Here is a 20,007-nt window from a genome sequence, read left to right on the forward strand (position 1 = left end):
CCAGGCTCAGTCCGGGCACAGCTCGCCCTGATGGGCGTCGCGGGGCACCAGGTCGCGCACGGCGGCGTCGGTCTCCGGGTCGGCCAGCAGCGCGCAGAGCCGGCCCAGCGCGTCGTCGACGTCGTGGCTGCCCGCGTCGGCCGCCGCCGCCAGGCGGCGCAGCGGTGACGCCCCGGTCGTCGGCAGGGTCACGCCGACGGTGCTGCCGTCCAGCACCGCCATTGGCCCGTCCAGGCCCCGGCCCAGCGGCAGCACCGCCCCCCAGGGGCTCGGGTGGGGGCGCGGCTCACCGGAGCGGGCCCCGCCGGGCAGGGTCCAGGCGCTGACCCACCGGCCCAGCCCGGCGGCCAGCTTTCGCACGTCGGTGGCGGTGGCGCCCAGCACGTCGCGCCGCCAGGACAGCACCAGCGTCGACCCGGTCGCGTCGAGGGCGATCACCCCGTCGCGTTCCTCGGGCCGCAGCGCGATCGGCGGGGCCTTCAGGCGCAGCGCGGCGGTGTCCAGGACGGTGACCCGGGCCTGGTCGCCGGTGCGGTCGCGGCTGGTGGCGGCGACCGTGCTCCAGTCGGCGCTCATCGCCACGTCGGTGACCCCGTCGACCAGGACCCGCCGGGAGGTCGCCCCCGTCAGGTCCGCCCTGGACAGGGCGATGGGCGCGCCGGGTGTCCCGGGCACCTCCAGGAGCAGCGCGTCGCGCCCGCCGGGGCCCAGCCAGAACGTGGCGATCGTGCTGCGCCAGCCCAGGGTGACCCGGCCGCGTTCCGTCCCGGTGCGCAGGTCGTAGAGGACGACGGCGTTCCGGTCCCCGCCCGGGTCGCCGGTCGTGCCGGTGTCCGGGATCAGCAGGGCGAGCACCTGCCCGGTGGGGTCGATGCTCAGGGCCCGCACCCGCAGGGCGGCCGTCACCGCGCCCAGCGGCACCGCGAGGCTCACCCGCCGCGCCTGCGTGTCGTAGACGACGAGGCAGCTCAGCGCGTCGGCCAGGGAGGCGGGCAGGCAGGTGGGGTGGTCGGCCCGGGCCGGCTTCGGCAGCCCCTCGTCGTCCACCGGGGCATCCCGCCGCAGCACCGGCAGGATCGACTGGACGAACGCCACCCTGTCGCCGGCGCGGCTGACGACGGCCTGGCTGTTGGTCGCCGAGCCGGCCAGCCGGGTCAGGGTGTCGTCGCGGCGCACGCCGTCGGCCAGCCGCCACAGCGCTGGCCGGCGCGCGGCGTCCAGCGTCACCAGGCGCGTGCCGTCGGCGCTGAGCTGCTGCGACAGGTCGCTGCCGAACCATTCGACCCGCTGCGGCCCGCCGGAGGCCGCCGGCGGGCCGGCCGCGCCGCGCGCGCCCGCGTAGTGCGGCAGCAGCGCGTCGACGCCCTCGTACCAGTCGGGGGCGGCGAGGCCCAGGCGCACGTCGGGGTCGGTGCGCCGGGCGCGCAGGGCGAGCTGGTTGGCCCCGTAGCTGTCCGTGCGCCGAAGGGCCTCGGCCTTCGCGGCGAGGTCGGCGGCGGCGATCTCGGCGCGTTGCTCCCCGGTGGTGCGCCAGGACAGGCCCAACCCGGCCACGGCGACCAGCAGGACGACCACGGCCGCGAGGACCCGCCGGTGTTGCCGCTGCCGGCTGCCGGCGACGAAGGCGCGCTCGGCGGGGGTGAGCTGGTCGCCGTGGCTGCCGGTCCAGCGCCGGGCGTCGCGCAGGTCCGCGCCGGTGAGCCGGCGCCGCCCCGCCGCGCCGCCGGCCATCCGCAGCCGCAGCGTCTCCTGCCAGGTCCGGAACTCGCGGTACCGCTCGGTGAGCGCCCGCAGCCGCTCCCACCCGGTCACCAGCGACTCGTGGGCCAGCTCCACGCCGGGCGTCGCCCCGGCGGCCCGCAGCACCAGCAGCCGGGTGGTGGCCAGCCGCTGGGCGACCGCGAGCTGCGCGTCGTCCAGGTCGGCCAGGGCGGCGGTACGGCGCACCGACAGCCCGGCCTCCGGCAGGGGTCGGGTGAGCTGCGCCAGCAGCCGCTCCGCCGCGCCCCGGGCGGGCGGGTCGAGGGTGTCCCACACCCGCTCGGCGTAGCCGGCCAGCGCGCCCCGCACCCCGCCCAGCTCGTCGTAGGCCCGGTGGGTGAGCAGCCCGGCCTGCCGGCGCTGCCACAGCTCGGTGAGGGTGAACTGGACCAGGGGCAGCGGGTTCGGCGCGTCCCGCACGTCGTCGACGATCCGGTCGACCAGCCCGGCCTGCGCCGTCACCGTGCCGTTGCGCCCCAGCGGCCCGGTGATCACGTCGCGGAGCTGCGACGGGCCGAGCTCGGCGACGGTGGCGGGCAGCCAGCGGGCGGTCAGCGGGTGCAGCGCCGGGTCGCGCAGGCAGGCGCCGAGGAAGGTGTCCCGCAGGGCGAGCACGACCGAGACCCGCGCCCCGGGCCGCAGCGCCGCCCCCAGCGCGGCGGTCAACGCCCGGCGCTCCGCCACGGGCTGGGCGAGCACCTCCTCGAACTGGTCCACCACGACCACCAGCCGCTCGGCGTCGGTCGCGGCGAGCACGGTGGCCAGCGCGTCCGCGCCGTCCGGGCCGGCCAGCCGCGCGGCCAGGGCCGCCACCCGGTCCAGCCGGCCGGCGGGCCCCGGGGCGGGGGCGCCGGGCGGTCCGGGGGTGGGCGGCCCTGCGCCCGGCGCGATCGGGTTCGGGTCGGCGGCCGGGGCGATCGGGTTCGGGTCGGCGGCCGGGGCGATCGGGTTCGGGTCGGCGGCCGGGGCGACCGGGTTCGGGTCGGTCAGCCGGTCCAGTGCCAGGGCCAGGGCGTGCGGGGCGGTCGCCGCGTCGGCCGGGCGCAGGACGGCCACCGCCAGCCGGGGCGTGCGGCGCAGCCGGGCGAGCACCCCGGCGTGCAGCAGCGAGGTTTTGCCGACCCCGGACGGCCCGACCAGGCAGAGCACCGGCACCGCGACGGCCTGCCGGGCGAGCTGCTCGGCCTGCTCGCCCCGGCCGAAGAACAGCGCCTCGTCGCGCTCGCCGAAGGCCCGCAGCCCCCGGAACGGGGACTCCCCCTCGGCCACCCGCGCCAGCTCGGGCCAGACCGGCAGGAGCCGGTCGGTGGGGAGCAGGTAGCCGATGCGGGGCGCAGCGCCGCTGGCCTTCTGGACGACCATGCCGACCACCGCGTCGAGCCCGGTGTCCCACACCGGCGACCCGGAGAAGCCCCGCTCCAGGGTGGAGGGGCGGCGGTCGTCGCTGAGGATCTCCACCCAGCCGGTGGCGACCGCGCCGCCGGTGCGGCCGTACCCCCAGGCGCCCAGCGGCAGGTTGGCCGGGAATCCCACCATGACCAGTTGGGCGTCGGAGAGGCTGCGGTGTCGGGCGAACGGCAGCGGTCGCGCCCCGGGCGGGGGCGGGGAGAGCAGGCGCAGCCCGGCGACGTCGCCCGTGCCCTCGGGGGTGAGCGGCGCCCAGGCGGCGACCTCGGCGGCCAGCCGGCGGCCGGGTGCGAGCAGCGGGAAGTCCACCTCGACCCCGCCGACGGGCCGGTCGCCGCCGGCCGGGACGCCGAGCGCGGAGGCCACCACGTGGGCGGCGGTGAGCAGGTGCTCCGGCCCGGCGAGGAAGCCGGCGCCGGCCGGGGCGCCGCCCCGCCAGAGGCGCACCAGCGCCGCCTCGATCGGGATGCGGCGTGCTGCGTCCACGGTCAACCCGTTCCCCGTCGGTCGATCGGCGGGCGCCGGGTCGGCTCCGGCCCCGCGCCCATCATGCCGGGCGACACCCGGCCACGGGCCGCCGCCTGCGCCCCGGAGGGGCCGGCCTGATCGGGCCGGAGGCGGCAACGACCGGCCAGACTTGGACACCGAAGTGGACGGTCGCCGGGGACGATCAGAAACAGCCGTCGACCGCGCGGACCGGCCATGGTGGACGGCCGCCGGACGGCCCGCGCCGGCCTGTTTTCGGGCAGGCTGCCGCCCTGGTCGACGTACCCGCAGGTGGGCAGGCTCGCGCCCGGCGGCCGGCGGCACCGACGGACTCGCGCATCCGATCCTGCCCGCCGGACCGGCCGAGCGGCAATCGGGCCGCACGACTTTTTTGATCTAGCCATTTGCACCTGGTGATGGTCTCGACGGCTGCCGTAGGGTTCCGGCAACACCCCGAAAGACGCACCACTTTGGGCAGTCATGCCCTTTTTCACGCTGGGCGGTAGACCGCAGTGACCATGGATCGTTCGGCAGAAGAATCTACGGTGGACGACCCCTCCTGGGTCGACGACGTCTTGTTGGCCGGCCCGTCGACCGACGTCTGCTTCCGGCTGCCCGACCCGGTGGACCGGGGCACCCTGCGCCGGCTCGTCGGCGAGGCGCAGACCCGGCTCGCCGAGGCCGGGCTGCGCCCCGGCGGGGCCGCCGCGCTGCGCCTGCCGCCGTCGCTGGCGTACGTGGTGAACCTCCTCGCCACCTGGCGCAGCGGGGCCCAGGCGGTCCTGCTCGACCACCGGCTCACCGACCACGAGGTCGCCCAGGCCCTCGAACGGCTCACCCCGCAGGTCGTCATCGCCCCGGTCCGCAGCGGCGGCGGCGCGCTGAAGATCTTCGTGGACGTGACCGAGGGCGTGACGGCCTACTCGGACCGGCCGGCGGGCAGCCCGCACGCGGTGATCCAGCTCAGCTCCGGCTCCACCGGCCCGTCGAAGGTGATCGGCCGCAGCGCGGCCTCCCTCGTGGCCGAGGTGCGCCGCTACACCCGCATCGACGGCGTCGCCCTGCCCGGCGAGCGGATCATCCTGCTGCCGTCCATGGTGCACGTGCTGGGCCTGGTCGGCGGGCTGCTCTACGGGCTGCACGCCCGGGTCACGCTGGTGCCGCCGGACCGCCTCAGCGGCGACGCCGTGCTGGCCGCCGTCGCCGCCGACGACAGCCCCGCCACCGTGCTCGGCGTGCCCTTCCACATCGGACTGCTCGCCTCCACCCGGCCCACCGGCCCGCTGCCGCAGTTCAGGCGGATGACCACCGGCGGCGAGCTGGTGCCCCCGGCCGTGGTGGCCGCGTTCACCGACCGCTTCGGGGCGACCCTGGGCAACATGTACGGCATGACCGAGGTCGGGGTCATCGGCACCGACCTGCACGGGCGGCACCGCCCGGCGATCGCCCCCGCGCCCGGCATCGAGGTCCGCGAGTCGTCCACCGGGGAGCTGTGGGTGAGCTGCCCGGACTCGCCGTACGTCGGCCTGAGCGACCCGGACCGCTGGGCCGACGGCTGGCTGCACACCCGCGACGCCGGCACGGTCGACCCGGACACCGGCCTGGTCACCGTGCGCGGCCGGCTCGACTCGCAGGTCTCCGTCGGTGGCCTGAAGGTGGACCTCACCGAGGTCGAGGCCACCCTCACCGGGCTGCCCGGTGTCGGCGCGGCCGTGGTGGTCTACGACAACGGCATCACCGCGTACGTGCAGCCGGACGGGCCGACGTCGGAGGAGGCGCTGGAGACGCTGCTGGCCGAGCGGCTGGCCGGCTACAAGCGCCCCCGCGTGCTGCGCCTGCTCGACCGCCTGCCCCGGACCACCACCGGCAAGCTGGTCCGCTCGACCGAGGCGCTGCGGGCGGCCACGCCGTGACCGGGCCGCTCCGGCGGCCCGCCGCCCCGACCGACCGCTCAGTGGGCGACGACGTCCACCGCGTCGGCCGGGCCGTCCACCGCGACGGCCAGCACCAGGTCGCCGGCCGACGCGAGGTCACCGGCCAGCCGGGGGTGGCCGACCCGCAGCCCGCGCGCGCCGGGCACCGGGCGAAGCGGCCCGCCCGGTCCGGCGGGCACCGGCATCCGGCGGCGCAACCCGCCGTCGCGCAGCCCCCGGCCGAGCGCCTTGCCCACCGCCTCCTTGGCCGTCCACAGCAGCAGGAACGCCTCGGCACGCCGGTCGGCGGGGTGGGCGGCCAACCAGGCGGCCTCCTCCGGGGCGTACCAGCGGCGGGCCAGCGCCACCGCGGGCAGGTCGCGGCGGCGCTCGACGTCGACCCCCACGGGGCCTGCGCGGCGGGCCGCGACCACTACCACGCCGTCGGCGTGGCTGACGCTCACCAACAGCCCGGCCCCGTCGCCGGCGCGGACGAACGGCCGACCGTCGGCGTCGCGCCCCACCCGGATCTCCGCCTCCGGCCGACCGAGCAGCGCGCCACCCGCGCGCCGCAGCAGCAACCGGGCCGCCGCCGGCCGACCGCCGGCTGCGCGGCCCACCCACACGTTCACGGTGTCCCGACCGGGCACCGCTGACTGGCTCACGGAAAGAGGTTAACCATGCGCGACGAGGTCCGTGCCTTCGTCATCTCCCAGCTCGCCGACATGAACTACGACGTCGACGACATCGACGACGACACCACGCTCGGCCCCTCCGGCGTCGACCTGGAGTCGCTGGCCCTGGCCGACCTGGCCGTGCGGGTCGAGGACCACTACGGCCTGAAGTTCGCCGACGACGAGTCGGAGAAGCTGGCCCTGATGACGGTCGGCGAGTTCACCACGATGATCGCCGACCGGGTCGCCGCGACGGCCGACGGCAACTCCTGATGTCCGGTCAGCCCGAGTTGGGGCGAGCCGACCTGCTGACCATGCTCGCCGAGATGACCGGCAAGCCGGCCGACGAGGTGCCCGACCGGGTGGGCTCGATGGAGCTGGCCTGGCTGGTGCACATGGTCGAGCAGCGCCACGACCGCCGGCTCGACCTCACCGACGACCAGCTCGCGGGTATCCGCACGGTCGACGACGCCGTGGCGGTGTTCCGCGCCTGCCTGAGCGTCCCCGCAGATGGCTGAGCGGGCCGGCGTACGGATCACCGGCGTCCACGCGCTCAGCGCGCTCGGCAGGGGGGCCGACGCGCAGCTCGCCGGGGTGCTCGCCGGCGCCCCGGCGTTCCGGCCGGTCGGCCGGTTCGACACCACCGCCCGCCGGGTCGGCGTGGCGGCCACCCTGCCGGAGGCCGGCGCCCTGCCCGACGAGCTGGCCGAGGCGGTGCGCGCCGCCTGCGCGGCGGCCCGGCTCGGCCCGGGGGAGCGGGCGGTTGCGCCGCTGCTGCTCGCCGCGCACGGCGGCGCGGGAGTGCCGGCCTTGGCCCGGGAGCTGGCCGACGGCTGCGGCCTGGCCGGCGCGCCCCGGGCCTACACCAGCGCCTGCGTGTCGGCGTCCACGGCGGTGGCCGACGCCGCCGCGCTGATCGCCCGCGGCGACGTCGACCGCGTCGTGGTCGCCGCCGGCTACCTGGTCGAACCCGACCAGTACGCGCTCTTCGACGCCGGGCGTGCCCTGGCCACCGACGGCGCGGTGCGCCCGTTCAGCGCGGGCCGGCGCGGGCTGCTGCTCGGCGACGGCGTGGCCGCCGTGGTGCTGGAGTCCGCCGGGGCGGCCCGCCGCCGGGGCGCGCCGACGCTGGCGGAGGTGCTCGGCTGGGGGCGGGCCGGCGACGGCCACCACCCCTGCCAGCCCGACCCGCAGGGGCGCGGGCTGGCGCGGGCGGTCGGTGCGGCGCTGCGCCGTGCCGGGCTGCGCCCGGAGGAGATCGGGTACGTCAACGCCAACGCCACCGGCACCGGCTACAGCGACGCGGCCGAGGCGGCGGCCCTGCGGCTGGCGTGGGGTGAGCACGCCGGTCGGGTGCCGATCAGCTCCACCAAGGCGCTGCACGGGCACGCCCTGGAGGCGTCCGGGCTGCTGGAGCTGGTGGTGACCGTCCTCGCCACGGGGCACGGGAAGCTGCCGGTCAACGCCGGCTGGCTCGGCCCCGACGAGGCGTGCCCGCTGGACGTGATCCGCGACGCGCCCCGCCCGGCCGCCACCCCGTACGCGCTGAGCCTGAACTCCGCGTTCGGCGGCGCGAACACCGCCCTGCTGGTGGGTGCGGCATGACGGGGGAGACGATCGGCGGCCTGCGGGTGCTCGCCGAGGCGCGCTGGCCCGAGCCGGGCGACGCCGCGCCGCCGACCCTGCCCGGGTTCGTGCACTCGACGTTCAGCCCGGTCGTGGCGGCCGTGGCCGACCGCTGCCTCACCCGGCGGCACGGCGAGCGGCCGGCCCCGGAGCCGGTGGCCGCCCGGACGGCGGTGGTGCTGGTCAGCGCGGCCGGGGACCGGGCGAGCGCCGACCACGTGCGTGCCACGGTCGCGCAGGGCGGCCGACCCGGTCCGCTGTTCTTCTTCCAGTCCGTGCCGAACAGCGTCGCCGGGCACGTCGCGGCGCGCTGGGGGCTGGGCGGCCCGGTGGTCTGCGTGGCCCCGACCGGGGACCCGCTGGCCGAGGGCACTGCCGAGGCGGAGCTGCTGTGCGCCGACGGCGACGCCGACGAGACCTTGTTGATCATGATTGAGCAGCCACCCGGCGACGCCGGCGCGGCCGGCCCGGGCGAGGCGCCCGGGACCCGGGCCGTCGCGGTGCTGCTGGGGGGAGGAGACACCCGATGAGGACCAGGGGACTGCGCGGCGTGCTGGCCGCCGACACCGAGATCGGCGCCGGCAACGTGCTCGCCCGGGTGCTGGCGCACGGCGCCGACCCGGACGGCCCGGGCCTGACCTTCGACACGGCCGTCGACGGGCACCCGGCCGAGCACGCGCTCACGCTGGGGCAGCTCGACGAGCGGGTCGCCGCGCGGGCGGCCTGGCTGCACGCCCGGGGCGTCAAGCCGCGCGACCCGGTCGCCGTCTGGGCCACCGCCGCCGCCGACATGGTGCTCAGCTTCCTCGCGTTGACCCGCCTCGGCGCGATCCCCGCGCTGATGAACGGCAAGCTGCGCCCCGAGATCGCCGCCGAGTACATCCGCCGGCTGCGCGGCGCGGGTGTGCTCGCCGACGCCGCGCACACCGCGCTGCTGGCCGGGCACGACCTCGGCGCGCCGCTGCTCGGCACCCCCGCCGAGGCGGGCGCGGGCGACCCGGCCGACGCGCCGGCCCACTACCGGCACCACTCCGACGACCCGATCGTCATCACCCACACCTCCGGCACCACGGGGGTGCCGAAGGCCGTGCTGCACTCGCACAGCAGCCTCTTCGCCGCCACCCGGCACCTGCTGTCCATGCCGCAGGCGCAGGGCACCGGCCGCATCCTCAACGCGCTGCCCGCCCCGCACACCGCGACCGTGCTCATGGTCAACCAGGCGCTCGGCAACCGCGCGCAGATGTTCCTCCTCTCCGACCAGGGCGGGGAGCGGGTGCTCGACGCCATCCAGCGGTGGCGGCCCGACGGGGTGTTCGGCTTCTCCGTCACCTGGGCTGAGCTGGCCCGCTTCGACCTGTCCGGGTACGACCTCGACTCGGTGCGGCTGTGGTTCAACACCGGCGACTGCTCCCACGAGCCGCACGTGCGGCGACTCGTCGCGGTCGGCTCGCGGGACACCGTCACCCGCCAGGGCGTGGTCCGGGTGCCCGGCTCCGTCTTCATCGACGGGCTGGGCTCCAGCGAGATGGGCCACTCGATGTTCCACGTCACCCACACCGCCGAGACCGACCGGTACGGCCGCTGCGTGGGCCGCCCGTACCGGTTCGCGAAGGTCGCGGTGCTCGACGCCGAGGGCAACGAGCTGCCGCCGGGGCAGGTCGGCTGGCTCGGCATCGACTCACCGTCGCTGTTCCGGGGCTACTGGAACGACTCCGTCACCACCTACCGGTCCCGGCTGCGCGGCTGGTACCTCACCGGCGACCTGGTGTACGCCGACGACGAGGGCCGCTACTACCACATGGACCGGGCCGTGGACTCCGTCGAGACCGGCGACGGGAAGCGGTTCTTCACCGCCCTGTCCGAGGAGCGGGTTCTCGCCGCCTGCCCCGACGTCACCGACTGCACCGTGGTCATCGTCTCCGGGGACGGTGCCGTCGTCACCGACGTGCTGCTGGAGCTGGCCGCCGGCGCCGACCCGGCCGCCGACCGCACCGGGGCGGTGCGCGCGGCGCTCGGCGCGGACGTCGGGGCCACCCTGCGCCGGGTGGTGCCGGTGCGCTCCGAGGACATCCCGGTCACCGTGACCGGCAAGGTGCGCAAGGTGGCGCTGCGCGAGCGCTACCTGAACGGGTCGCCGTCGTGACCGCCGTCATCACCGGGATGGGCCTGTTCACCCCCGCCGGCCGGGGCGTGGCGGAGACCTTCGACGCCCTGCTCACCGGCCGGTCCGGGCTGGTCCGCCCGCCCGAGGGCCACCCCGCCCGGGAGTCCCTGGAGGCCGCCGGGCTGCTGCCGGAGATCGACCCGCGCACGGTCGCCTCCGGGCCGGAGACCCGGGTGCTCGACCGGATCGTCGTGCTCGCCCTGCTCGCCGCCGCCGACGCGCTCGCCGACGCCGGCATCGAGGTGGGCCGCGACGTGGACCCGGGCCGGATCGGGGTGATCGTCGGCGGGGTCGGCGGGATGTCCACGCTGGAGAGCCAGGTGCTGGCCCGCGCCGCCCGGGGCCGCGCGGCGGTCAGCCCGTACCTGCTCACCGGCATCCTGCCGAACATGCCGGCGGCGCGGATCGCCATCGCCCACGGCATCCGCGGCTACAGCTCGTCGGTCGGCACGGCCTGCGCCTCCGGCGCGCAGGCGGTCGCCGACGCGGTCCGGCTCATCCGCGCCGGGGAGGCCGACGTGGTGGTCTGCGGGGCCAGCGAGGCCCCGCTCTTCCCCACCTTCGCCGACACCTTCGGCAACGCCCGGGCCCTCGCCCGGGGCTGGGCCGAGCCGGGCGAGGCGAGCCGGCCCTTCGACGCCCGGCGCAACGGGTTCGTGCTGGCCGAGGGGGCGGCGCTGCTGGTGCTGGAGCGCGCCGAGCACGCCGCCGCCCGGGGCGTCACCGGGTACGCCGAGGTGGCCGGCTACGGGGCGAACACCGACGCCTACCACCCGACCGCGCCCCGGCCGGACGGCGCGGGGGCGGCCGAGTGCATGCGCCGCGCCCTGGCCGGCGCCGGGGTGGGCCCCGGCGACGTCGGCTACGTCAACGCGCACGGCACCGGCACGAAGCTCGGCGACATCGCCGAGACCACGGCGCTGGCCGAGGTCTTCGGCGACGGCGGGGTGCCGGTCAGCTCCACCAAGGGGATCACCGGGCACCTGCTCGGGGCGTCCGGGGTGCTGGAGGCGGCGGCCACCGCGCTCGCGCTGGGGCGGGGGCTGCTGCCGCCGACCTGGAACCTCGACGACCCGGATCCGGCGTGCCCCGCCGACCACATCCGCAAAGAGGCACGGCGGGCCGCGCCGGAGCACGCGCTGAGCAACTCGTTCGGCTTCGGCGGGCAGAACGTCAGCCTGCTGCTGCGGCGCACCGCCGCTGCGGGCGCCGGCAGGTGATCTCTCGTACCACCCCGGGCGGGGCGCGCCCGGGCGGCAGTCACGGGGGGACATGGGGAAGGGCTGGAAGATGGACATCCGTTCTATAGATCACGTCGAACTCTACGTGGGGGACGCCCGGCAGGCGGCCTTCTACTTCGGCACCGCCGTCGGGTTCCGGCTCCGGGGCCAGGGCGGCCCCGAGACCGGGCTGGCCGGGCAGCGCTCGCTGCTGCTGGGCCAGGCCGACATCCGGATGGTGCTCACCTCGGGGCTGACGGCGCAGCACCCGGCGTCGACGTACGTGCAGCGGCACGGCGACGGCATCGCGGTGGTGGCGCTGGAGGTCGACGACGCCGCCGGGGCGTACGCGGAGCTGGTGGAACGGGGGGCGACGCCCGTGCGCCCGCCGGCCACCTTCACCGGCGCGGACGCCGAGGTGGTGATCGCCGAGGTGGGCGGCTTCGGCGACGTGACGCACCGGCTGGTGCAGCGCCGGGGCGACCGCAGCGAGTTCCTGCCCGGGGCGTTCGAGACGGAACCGCCGGCCGGCGGCGACGGGCGGCTGCTCGCCGAGATCGACCACCTGGCGATCTGCGTGCCGCCGGGGCAGCTCGCGGAGACCGTCGCCCACTACGAGCGGGTCTTCGGCTTCTCGGCCATCTTCACCGAGCACGTGGAGGTCGCCGGGCAGGCGATGAACTCCACGGCGGTGCAGAGCCCGTCGGGGCGGGTCACCCTGGTGCTGCTGGAGCCGGACACGAGCCACCGGCCGGGGCAGATCGACGCGTTCCTCGCCCAGCACGCCGGGGCCGGGGTGCAGCACCTCGCGCTGCGCACCGACGACATCGTCACGGCGGTCGGCGCGCTGCGCGAGCGGGGGGTCCGCTTCGCCGGCACCCCGGCGGCCTACTACGACGACCTGGAGCAGCGGGTCGGCCCGGTCGACGCGCCGCTGGACCGGCTGCGCGAGCTGAGCATCCTGGCCGACCGCGACCACGGCGGCCAGCTCCTGCAGATCTTCACCGAGTCGATGCACGTGCGGCGCACCCTCTTCCTCGAACTCATCGAGCGGCGCGGGGCGCTGACCTTCGGCAGCGGCAACATCAAGGCCCTCTACGAGGCCAAGGAACGCGAGCTGGCCGCCACGGCGGCAGCACAGGGGGTGTGATCGTGACGACCGTCGACCTTCAGCCGGCGTTGACCGCCGAGGAGGAGGCGTTGCTGCCGTCGGAGTCCGACGTGCGGTTCTACGCCGAGCACGGCTGGTACCTGTCGAAGAAGCTGTTCACCGACGAGGAGGTGGACGCCCTCGTGGCGGCCACCGACCGGTACTACGACGGCGAGCGGGACCGCACCCTGCCGGTGCGACCGCCGAAGCTGGCCTACTGGGACCCGTCGAAGGGCCCGGTGCAGCGGCACAACGACTACGTCCACTACGAGCACGACGGGATCGCCGCGATCCTGCGCAAGCCGCTGCTCGGGGCGGTCGCCGCCCGGCTCGCGCGGGCCGCCGAGATCCGGGTGTTCCAGTCCACGCTGATCTACAAGCCGCCGATCTCGGGCGAGCCGTCGAACATCGTGCCCTGGCACTTCGACAAGCACTACTGGTCGTCCTCGTCGTCGGAGGACATGCTCACCGCGTTCATCCCCTTCCACGACTGCGGCGAGGAGATGGGCACCATCACGATGGTCGACGGGTCGCACCGCTGGAAGGAGATCGGCGCAAACGACACCGTCGTGCGGCACTTCGCCGAGCGCGACCGCGACCAGCTCGAGGAGATGCTCGCGGAGAACGCGGCCCACAACGGCGCGGAGATCCGCAAGATCCCCGTGGTGATCCCCAAGGGACACGTGAACTTCCACCACTGCCGCACCTACCACGGCAGCGGCGCGAACGTCAGCGACCGCCCGCGCCGGGCGATCTCCCTGCACCTGCAGGACGGCGCGAACGCCTACCGGGAGTTCCCGCTCTCCGACGGCACGCTCGCCGCGTACAACCACGACGTGCTGGTCCGCCGCACCGCCGACGGGCGGCCGGACTACGCCGACCCCGACTACTGCCCGGTCATCTGGCGTGACCGGGCCCAGCAGGAAGGCTGAGACATGTCACGGTACGACTGGGGCAGGACGCACCCGGGCATCGAGCGGCTGGAGCGGGCGGTGACCGACCGCCGCGACGTGGTGGTCACGCACCCCCTCTACGCCAACCTGGACACCCACGAGGCGCTGGTCACCTTCATGGAGCACCACGTCTTCGCGGTCTGGGACTTCATGTCCCTGCTGAAGTCGCTGCAACGGCAGCTCACCTGCGTGTCGGTGCCGTGGATTCCCACCGGGCCGACCGGCAGCCGCCGGCTGATCAACGACATCGTGATGGTCGAGGAGAGCGACGAGCTCGGCGAGGGCTACATCAGCCACTTCGAGCTGTACGTGCAGGGCATGCGGGAGGCCGGCGCCGACACCTCGGCCGTGGACGCGCTGATCGACCTGCTGCGCTCCGGCGAGCCGGTGGCCGGGGCGCTGGAGAAGGCGGGCGTGCCCGCCCCGTCGGCGGCGTTCGCCGGCACCACCTGGAAGATCATCGAGTCCACCCCGGTGCACTGCCAGGCGGCGGCTTTCGCGTTCGGCCGCGAGGACCTGATCCCCGACATGTTCGCGCAGGTCGTCGCCGTCAACGAGCGCAGCCGGAAGCTGAACACGTTCGTCGACTACCTGGAGCGGCACATCGAGGTCGACGGGGAGCAGCACACCCCGATGGCCATGCAGATGCTCGCCGACCTGTGCGGCGACGACGACGCCAAGTGGCAGGAGTGCGCCGACACGGTCAACCTGGCGCTCGCCGCGCGGGCGAGGCTCTGGGACGACATCCTCGACGCGATCAGAGAGGGTCGCCCGGCGTGATCCGATCCGATCCCGTCCGGCTGTACCGGACGGTGCGGCTGATCCGCCGGTTCGAGGAACGGGCGCTCGACCTGGTGCGCTCGGGTGCGATCGTCGGCGGCATCCACCCGTACCTCGGTCAGGAGGGGATCGCCGCCGGGGTCTGCGCGGCGCTGCGCGACGACGACCTGGTGACCGGCACCCACCGGGGGCACGGCCACGTGCTCGCCAAGGGCGCCGACCCGGCCCGCATGCTCGCCGAGCTGCTGGGCCGGGTCACCGGGCTCAACCGGGGCCGGGGCGGGTCGATGCACGCCGCCGACTTCGGCATCGGGGTGCTCGGCGCGAACGCCATCGTCGGGGCGGCCGGCGCGATCCTCACCGGGGCGGTGTGGGCGCGCCGGCGGCGCGGCGACGACCTCGTCGGGGCCACGTTCTTCGGCGACGGCGCGGTCAACGAGGGGATGCTGCTGGAGGCGTTCAACCTGGCGGCGCTCTGGCGGGTGCCGGTGCTGTTCGTCTGCGAGAACAACGGCTACGCCACCACCATGCCGGTCGACGGCGCGGTGGCCGGCACGATCCCCGGCCGGGCCGAGGCGTTCGGCATGCAGGCCGCCGTCGTCGACGGCCAGGACCCCGAGGCGGTACGCGTCGCCGCGGCCGCCGCCATCGCCCGGATGCGCGCCGGCGGCGGCCCCGAGCTGATCGAGGCACGCACCTACCGCTTCGACGCCCACCACACCTTCGAGCACGTGGTACGCCTCGACTACCGCGCCCCGGAGGAGGTGGCCGTCGGCCGCTCCCGCGACCCGGTGGAGATCGCCGGTGGCCGGCTCGGCGACGCCGACCGCGCCGCCGTCGACGCCGAGGTCGAGGCCACCCTCGACGCGGCCGTGGAGTTCGCCCTGGCCAGCCCCGAGCCCGAGCCGGCCGGCGCGCTGGAGCACCTGTACGCCAGCGGGCTGGTCGCCCGGACGGGAGACGCCTGATGCCACGGCTGTCCTACCGCAAGGCGCTCACCCGGGCGCTCGCCGACGAGATGACCCGCGACGAGTCGGTCTTCCTGCTCGGCGAGGACATCCGGGTGGCCGCCTCGAACGTCACCGCCGGGCTGCTGAAGAAGTTCGGGCCGGAGCGGGTGATCGACACCCCGCTGTCGGAGCAGGCGTTCACCAGCTTCGCCACCGGCGCGGCCCTGGCCGGGCTGCGCCCGGTGGTGGAGTTCCAGATCCCCTCGCTGCTGTTCCTGGTCTTCGAGCAGATCGTCAACCACGCGCACAAGTTCCCGCTGATGACCGGCGGGCAGTGCGAGGTGCCGGTCACCTACCTGGTCCCCGGCTCCGGGTCGCGGACCGGGTGGGCGGGGCAGCACTCCGACCACCCGTACGGCCTCTTCGCCCACGTCGGGGTGACCACCGTCGTGCCGGCCACCCCGGCCGACGCGTACGGGCTGCTGGTCTCGGCCATCCGGCACGTCGACCCGGTGGTGGTCTTCGCGCCGGCCGGGGCGATGGACGTGCGCGCCGACGTGGACTTCGCCGCCCTGGCCCCGGTGCCGATCGGGAAGGGGCGGGTGCACCGCGCCGGCACCGACGTGACGGTGGTCGCGGTGGGGCACCTGGTGCACGACGCGCTCGCCGTGGCCGACGAGCTGGCCGGGCAGGCGTCCGTGGAGGTCTTCGACCCCCGCACGCTGTACCCGTTCGACTGGGACGGGCTCGTCGAGTCCGTTTCCCGCACCGGCCGGCTGGTGGTCATCGACGACTCCAATCGGTCCTGCGGCATCGCCGGGGAGATCATCGCGACCGTGGTCGAACGGGTGCGGCTGCTCGCGCCGCCGGCCCGGGTGACCCGCCCCGACGGCGCGGTGTTGCCCTTCGCCCCGGCGCTGGACCGGGCCGTGCAGCCCGGCCGCGAGCAGCTCCGCACCGCCATCCAACTCACCCTCAAGGAGGGATGATGATCGACCCGAACTACCCCTGGCCCCCGCTGGACCAGGCGTGGAACGACCTGCCGGAGTCGGCCCGCACGCAGATGGTGGCCGCCGGGGCCGCCGCCTGGAAGGAGGTCTTCTACGGCTGCGCCACGTACAACCAGACGTGGCGGCTGGCCCGCCCGCCGGTGATGCCGGCGGACGCCTTCCGGGAGCTGAACGAGGTCTGCGACCGGCTCGCCCAGCTCATCCTGGAGTCGTGCCGGCGGCGTGCCCGCACGGCCGGGGAGCTGACCCGGCTGCTCGGCGTGCCGGCGGAGGAGACGAAGCTGCTCGACGTTGACGAGGAGCTCTCCGAGGCGCTGCTGGCCGCGTACCGGCCCGACGTGCTGATCTCCGGCGGCGTGCCGAAGTTCGTCGAGTACAACATCGACAGCAGCCTCGGCGGCGGCTTCGACGCCGACACGGTCGTCTACCGGTACGCGAACATCTACGCCGAGAAGGGCATCCTCGACGGGCTGCCGGTGCGGCCCGCCCCGTCCCTGCTGGACCAGCGGTTCGTGGCTATCCGGGACGAGCTGGGCCTGGCCGACGGGGCGCGGGTGGCGCTGCTGCTCGACTTCGACGCCGACTACCCCGGCCTGGAGACCCCGGACTTCTTCATCGGCATCCTCTCGCCGCTGGCCGACCGGGCCCGCCACTTCGGCATCGACCTGGTCATCGCCCAGCTCAAGCTGGCGACGCTGGACGAGCAGAACCGGCTCGTCGTCGACGGCGCCCCGGTGGACGCGCTGTTCCGGCTCTTCGTGCCCAACCGGGTGCACCCCAGCGCCGGCCTGGACGCCGTGGCCGGGGCGCTGGCCGCCGGCACCCTGCCGATGTTCGTCAGCACCGCCGCCTGGCTGCTCGGCAACAAGATCAACTTCGCCTGGCTCTGGGAGGACGTCGACACCCTGCCCGAGGCCGACCAGGCGCTGATCCGCCGGTACGTGCCGCGCACCAGCGCGCTCACCGCCGCCGAGCTGCCCCGGGCCCTGGCCGACCGGCACGACCTGGTCGCCAAGCCCGCCGACGGCTCCGCCGGCATTGGCGTGCTGCTCGGCCGGGAGACCAGCGAGCAGGCGTGGGAGGAGGGGCTGCGCGCCGCCATCGACGAGGGCGGCTACATCCTCCAGGAGTACATGCCGGCCGACCGGGTCGCCATGGACTTCGTGCGGATGGAGACGGGGGAGACGGTCACCGCCGACGTCCCGTACAGCCTCGCGCCGTACCTGTTCGGCCGGACCGGCTCCGGCGCGCTGGCCCGGGTCGGCTTCCCCGGCTGCGAGAGCGTGCTCAACCTCGCCCGCGGCGTCCTGCTGACGGGCATCCTCCTCACGGACTGACCCACGCCGCCGGCCACCCGCCGCAGCGGGTGGCCGGCCCCGTGATCGTCTGCGGGAGGGTGAGAGGACTCGCCGAGGGGCGTCTCACTTCTGGTCAGACGATCACGGCGCGGCGGCCCCGCGCGCCGCCAGGTGGGCGCCGAGGCGGCGGATCGTCTCGGCGGCGGCGATGGCGTCGCTGCGGGCGCTGCCGTGCCGCCCGTCGCCGCTGTAGAGCCCCGCCTCGGCCACCGCCGGGTGGTCGGTCAGGTGCACGTGCAGGGTGCCCAGCCGCGCGCCCAGCACCCGGGTGTGCGCCGCCAGCCTGCGCATCCGCTCGCCCAGGGCCGCGCGCAGCCGCTCCGGCACCGCCGGGCTGTGCGACACGTCGAACATCCCCACCGTGACCACGTCCGCCCCGGCGGCCTGAAGACCGGTCACCATCGCGGCCAGCTCGGCGTCGACGGCGTCGGCGTCGTACGCCTGCCGGAACGCGTCGTTGCCGCCGCACACCACCAGCGCCAGGTCCGGGCCGAACTCCACCGCCGGGCCGAGCTGCGTCGCCCGCACCTCGTGCGCCCGCAGCCCGCGCAACCCCAGATTGAGGTACGCCAGCCCGGGGCGGGCCGCGTCCAGCTCGGCGGCGATCCGGTCGGCCCACTGCACGTCCGGGTACCCGTCGATCGGCTCGCACAGCCCCTCGGCGACGCTGTCGCCCAGCACCACGAACCGCCGCCACGGGTGACCGGCCAGCAGCCGCGCGCTCTCGCCCGCCCGCAGGCAGTGCGGATCGGTCGCCTCGGTCAGGGTCGATGCCATGATCGGCACGCTAGCCGACCCCGCCCCGCCCGTCGACACCCCGGCCCTCGGCCGGGGGCGGGGCGGCCGGCCGCCGACGGGCCAGCTCCGCGCGCAGGCGGCCCACCCCGGGGGTCACCCCGGCCACGGGCACCCGTATCTCCCGGGGCCCCCGGGCCCGCGCCATGCCCGACCGGTCGGCCCGAATCCACTCCCACCGCCGCAGGGGCGGCCGGACCCGGTCCAGGTCGATCAGCTCGAGGACGAGGACGGGGTTGAGCCGACCGCGCACCTGCGCGACCGCCACGTTGTCCCAGTCGATCGCCACCTCACCGCCGCCGGGATGGGTCAGCACGATCCCCCGATCGGTCAGCACCAGCGGCAGGCCCGCCTGCCGTTGTGCCAACCAGATCAGGAGCATCGGGGCCAGGAGGGCCGGAAGCAGGCTGGACACGTCGTACCAGGCCCGGCCGAAGACGACCACCCGGACCAGATAGACCACCGCCAGCGCCGCCGTCACCGTGACGGTGGCGCCCAGCACCGCCCTGGGCGTCGTCCGCCGGAACCGGAAACCGTCCGATGTGGATTGCTGGCCCATCCGGCCCTGGTTCCCGCTTCGGCCCCGTCGACAAACGCCCAGGACGGGCGGGAGTCCTCCGGGTCAGCGCGCGGGCCAGTTGCGCAGCAGGGCGTCGAGGGCGTCCAGGATCCGGGTCCAGGTCTCCTGCGTGTCGGGGGCGCTGTGGCTGAACCCGCCGCTCAGCTCCAGGCTGACGTAGCCGTGGAAGACGCTGCCCAGCAGTCGTACCGCGTGCGTCTGGTCCGGCTCCGTCAGGTCGTACCCGCGCAGGACCGCCCGCGCCATCTGCGCGTGCCGGACGCCGGCGCTGGTCGCCGCCGTCTGCGCGTCGAGCCGGAGCTGGGCGGCGGCGTAGCGGCCGGGGTGCTCCCGGGCGTAGTCGCGGTAGACGTCGCCGAAGGCGGCCAGCGCGTCCCTGCCGGCCCGCCCGGCCAGCGCGGCGGCGACCCGGTCGGCCATCTCCGCCAGGGCCAGCAGGGCGATCCTGGTCCTGAGGTCCTGCGAGCCGCCCAGGTGCGAGTACAGGCTCGCGACCTTGACGTCGAACCGCCGGGCCAGCGCCGAGACGGTCACCTGGTCGAAGCCGACCTCGTCGGCCAGCTCCGCGCCCGCCCGGGTCAGTCGCTCCGGGGTCAGTCCCACCCGTGCCACGGCCCTCCCTTTCTCGACCGAAACCGATTATGCGTTTGCCTAACACCTTTAGGCAAATTAGCGTGCCGGTTATGAAGCAACTGACCGAGCAGGAGCTCCGCGCGGCCTTCGTCAACTGCACCAAGGGGGAGACGAAGCGCCTCTTCGTCCCGCGCGACCTGGCCGACCGCCCCTGGGACGACCTGGACTACCTGGGCTGGCGCGATCCGCAGGCCCCCGAGCGCGCCTACCTCGTCACCGCGCCGGACGGCCATCCGAGGGGCCTCGCCCTGCGCTGCCCCACCCCGAGCGCCCAGCAGCCCCGGCGCAACATGTGCTCGATGTGCCTCACCACCCCCGCGGACGGGGTCGCCCTGATGGTGGCCCGCAAGGCGGGCAAGGCCGGGCAGCAGGGCAACTCCGTGGGCACCTACATCTGCGCCGACCTGGCCTGCTCGCTGTACCTGCGGGGGCGGAAGGACCCGGGACCCGGCGCGCGCATGCAGGAGTCGCTCACGCTGGAGGAGAAAATCGACCGTACGGTGGCCAACCTCGTCGCGTTCCTCGACCGGGTCACCGCGTGAGGCGC

The 20,007-nt window shown here is 75.7% G+C and carries 19 protein-coding genes; 14 read left to right on the forward strand and 5 right to left on the reverse strand.

The window, feature by feature from the left end:
• Positions 1-6: 6 nt before the first annotated feature.
• Positions 7-3,654 carry an nSTAND1 domain-containing NTPase gene (locus LPU43_RS17130; protein WP_229401454.1) on the reverse strand — a complete coding sequence of 1,216 codons (3,648 nt, stop codon included), beginning with the start codon at positions 3,652-3,654 and terminating at the stop codon, positions 7-9.
• Between the two features lie 518 nt (positions 3,655-4,172).
• Here LPU43_RS17130 and LPU43_RS17135 point away from each other — a divergent pair.
• A complete protein-coding gene (locus LPU43_RS17135) occupies positions 4,173-5,567 on the forward strand; it encodes a class I adenylate-forming enzyme family protein (protein WP_229401455.1) in 1,395 nt (464 codons plus the stop codon).
• Between the two features lie 38 nt (positions 5,568-5,605).
• Here the strand turns inward: LPU43_RS17135 and LPU43_RS17140 are convergent, their stop codons facing one another.
• Entirely contained in the window at positions 5,606-6,232 is a 627-nt protein-coding gene (locus LPU43_RS17140) for a 4'-phosphopantetheinyl transferase family protein (protein ID WP_229401456.1), read from the reverse strand.
• Between the two features lie 15 nt (positions 6,233-6,247).
• Here LPU43_RS17140 and LPU43_RS17145 point away from each other — a divergent pair, with 15 nt between their 5' ends.
• The 12 genes from LPU43_RS17145 (at position 6,248) to LPU43_RS17200 (ending at position 17,431) form a co-directional block, all read left to right on the forward strand.
• A complete protein-coding gene (locus LPU43_RS17145) occupies positions 6,248-6,514 on the forward strand; it encodes a phosphopantetheine-binding protein (RefSeq protein WP_229401457.1) in 267 nt (88 codons plus the stop codon).
• Positions 6,514-6,759 carry an acyl carrier protein gene (locus LPU43_RS17150; RefSeq protein ID WP_229401458.1) on the forward strand — a complete coding sequence of 82 codons (246 nt, stop codon included), beginning with the start codon at positions 6,514-6,516 and terminating at the stop codon, positions 6,757-6,759. Before LPU43_RS17145 ends, LPU43_RS17150 begins: the two co-directional genes overlap by 1 nt.
• On the forward strand, positions 6,752-7,846 hold the full coding sequence (locus tag LPU43_RS17155; protein WP_229401459.1) for a beta-ketoacyl-[acyl-carrier-protein] synthase family protein: 1,095 nt from the start codon (positions 6,752-6,754) through the stop codon (positions 7,844-7,846). Before LPU43_RS17150 ends, LPU43_RS17155 begins: the two co-directional genes overlap by 8 nt.
• Positions 7,843-8,397, forward strand: coding sequence for a beta-ketoacyl synthase chain length factor (locus LPU43_RS17160; RefSeq protein WP_229401460.1), 555 nt, complete (start codon positions 7,843-7,845; stop codon positions 8,395-8,397). The genes LPU43_RS17155 and LPU43_RS17160 overlap by 4 nt, the downstream gene beginning before the upstream one ends.
• Positions 8,394-10,010: a class I adenylate-forming enzyme family protein gene (locus LPU43_RS17165; protein ID WP_229401461.1), complete on the forward strand. Its 1,617-nt coding sequence runs from the start codon at positions 8,394-8,396 to the stop codon at positions 10,008-10,010. Before LPU43_RS17160 ends, LPU43_RS17165 begins: the two co-directional genes overlap by 4 nt.
• Positions 10,007-11,251: a beta-ketoacyl-[acyl-carrier-protein] synthase family protein gene (locus tag LPU43_RS17170; protein ID WP_229401462.1), complete on the forward strand. Its 1,245-nt coding sequence runs from the start codon at positions 10,007-10,009 to the stop codon at positions 11,249-11,251. Before LPU43_RS17165 ends, LPU43_RS17170 begins: the two co-directional genes overlap by 4 nt.
• A 70-nt stretch (positions 11,252-11,321) precedes the next feature.
• The gene (gene hppD, locus LPU43_RS17175) at positions 11,322-12,401 is read left to right on the forward strand and encodes a 4-hydroxyphenylpyruvate dioxygenase (protein WP_229401718.1); all 1,080 of its coding nucleotides are present in this window, start codon (positions 11,322-11,324) and stop codon (positions 12,399-12,401) included.
• A gap of 2 nt (positions 12,402-12,403) precedes the next feature.
• A complete protein-coding gene (locus LPU43_RS17180; RefSeq protein WP_229401463.1) occupies positions 12,404-13,333 on the forward strand; it encodes a phytanoyl-CoA dioxygenase family protein in 930 nt (309 codons plus the stop codon).
• Positions 13,334-13,336: 3 nt separating this feature from the next.
• Positions 13,337-14,134, forward strand: coding sequence for a DUF3050 domain-containing protein (locus LPU43_RS17185; RefSeq protein ID WP_229401464.1), 798 nt, complete (start codon positions 13,337-13,339; stop codon positions 14,132-14,134).
• Positions 14,131-15,102: a thiamine pyrophosphate-dependent dehydrogenase E1 component subunit alpha gene (locus LPU43_RS17190; protein ID WP_229401465.1), complete on the forward strand. Its 972-nt coding sequence runs from the start codon at positions 14,131-14,133 to the stop codon at positions 15,100-15,102. Before LPU43_RS17185 ends, LPU43_RS17190 begins: the two co-directional genes overlap by 4 nt.
• Positions 15,102-16,073 (forward strand): alpha-ketoacid dehydrogenase subunit beta, encoded by a 972-nt coding sequence (locus LPU43_RS17195; protein ID WP_229401466.1) that lies wholly within the window; start codon positions 15,102-15,104, stop codon positions 16,071-16,073. Before LPU43_RS17190 ends, LPU43_RS17195 begins: the two co-directional genes overlap by 1 nt.
• On the forward strand, positions 16,073-17,431 hold the full coding sequence (locus tag LPU43_RS17200) for an ATP-grasp domain-containing protein (protein WP_229401467.1): 1,359 nt from the start codon (positions 16,073-16,075) through the stop codon (positions 17,429-17,431). The genes LPU43_RS17195 and LPU43_RS17200 overlap by 1 nt, the downstream gene beginning before the upstream one ends.
• Before the next feature lie 102 nt (positions 17,432-17,533).
• Here LPU43_RS17200 and LPU43_RS17205 read toward each other — a convergent pair whose 3' ends face one another.
• The 3 genes from LPU43_RS17205 to LPU43_RS17215 form a co-directional block, all read right to left on the reverse strand.
• Positions 17,534-18,229, reverse strand: a complete 696-nt coding sequence (locus LPU43_RS17205; RefSeq protein WP_229401468.1) for an SGNH/GDSL hydrolase family protein — start codon at positions 18,227-18,229, stop codon at positions 17,534-17,536.
• A 10-nt stretch (positions 18,230-18,239) separates the two neighbouring features.
• Positions 18,240-18,806 (reverse strand): hypothetical protein, encoded by a 567-nt coding sequence (locus LPU43_RS17210; protein ID WP_229401469.1) that lies wholly within the window; start codon positions 18,804-18,806, stop codon positions 18,240-18,242.
• A 63-nt stretch (positions 18,807-18,869) separates the two neighbouring features.
• Positions 18,870-19,439 carry a TetR/AcrR family transcriptional regulator gene (locus LPU43_RS17215; RefSeq protein WP_229401470.1) on the reverse strand — a complete coding sequence of 190 codons (570 nt, stop codon included), beginning with the start codon at positions 19,437-19,439 and terminating at the stop codon, positions 18,870-18,872.
• A gap of 71 nt (positions 19,440-19,510) precedes the next feature.
• Here LPU43_RS17215 and LPU43_RS17220 point away from each other — a divergent pair, with 71 nt between their 5' ends.
• Positions 19,511-20,002 carry an FBP domain-containing protein gene (locus LPU43_RS17220; RefSeq protein WP_229401471.1) on the forward strand — a complete coding sequence of 164 codons (492 nt, stop codon included), beginning with the start codon at positions 19,511-19,513 and terminating at the stop codon, positions 20,000-20,002.
• Positions 20,003-20,007 lie beyond the last annotated feature (5 nt).

The sequence above is a fragment of the Micromonospora okii genome, assembly GCF_020884795.1.
GTDB classification, from domain to species: domain Bacteria; phylum Actinomycetota; class Actinomycetes; order Mycobacteriales; family Micromonosporaceae; genus Micromonospora; species Micromonospora okii.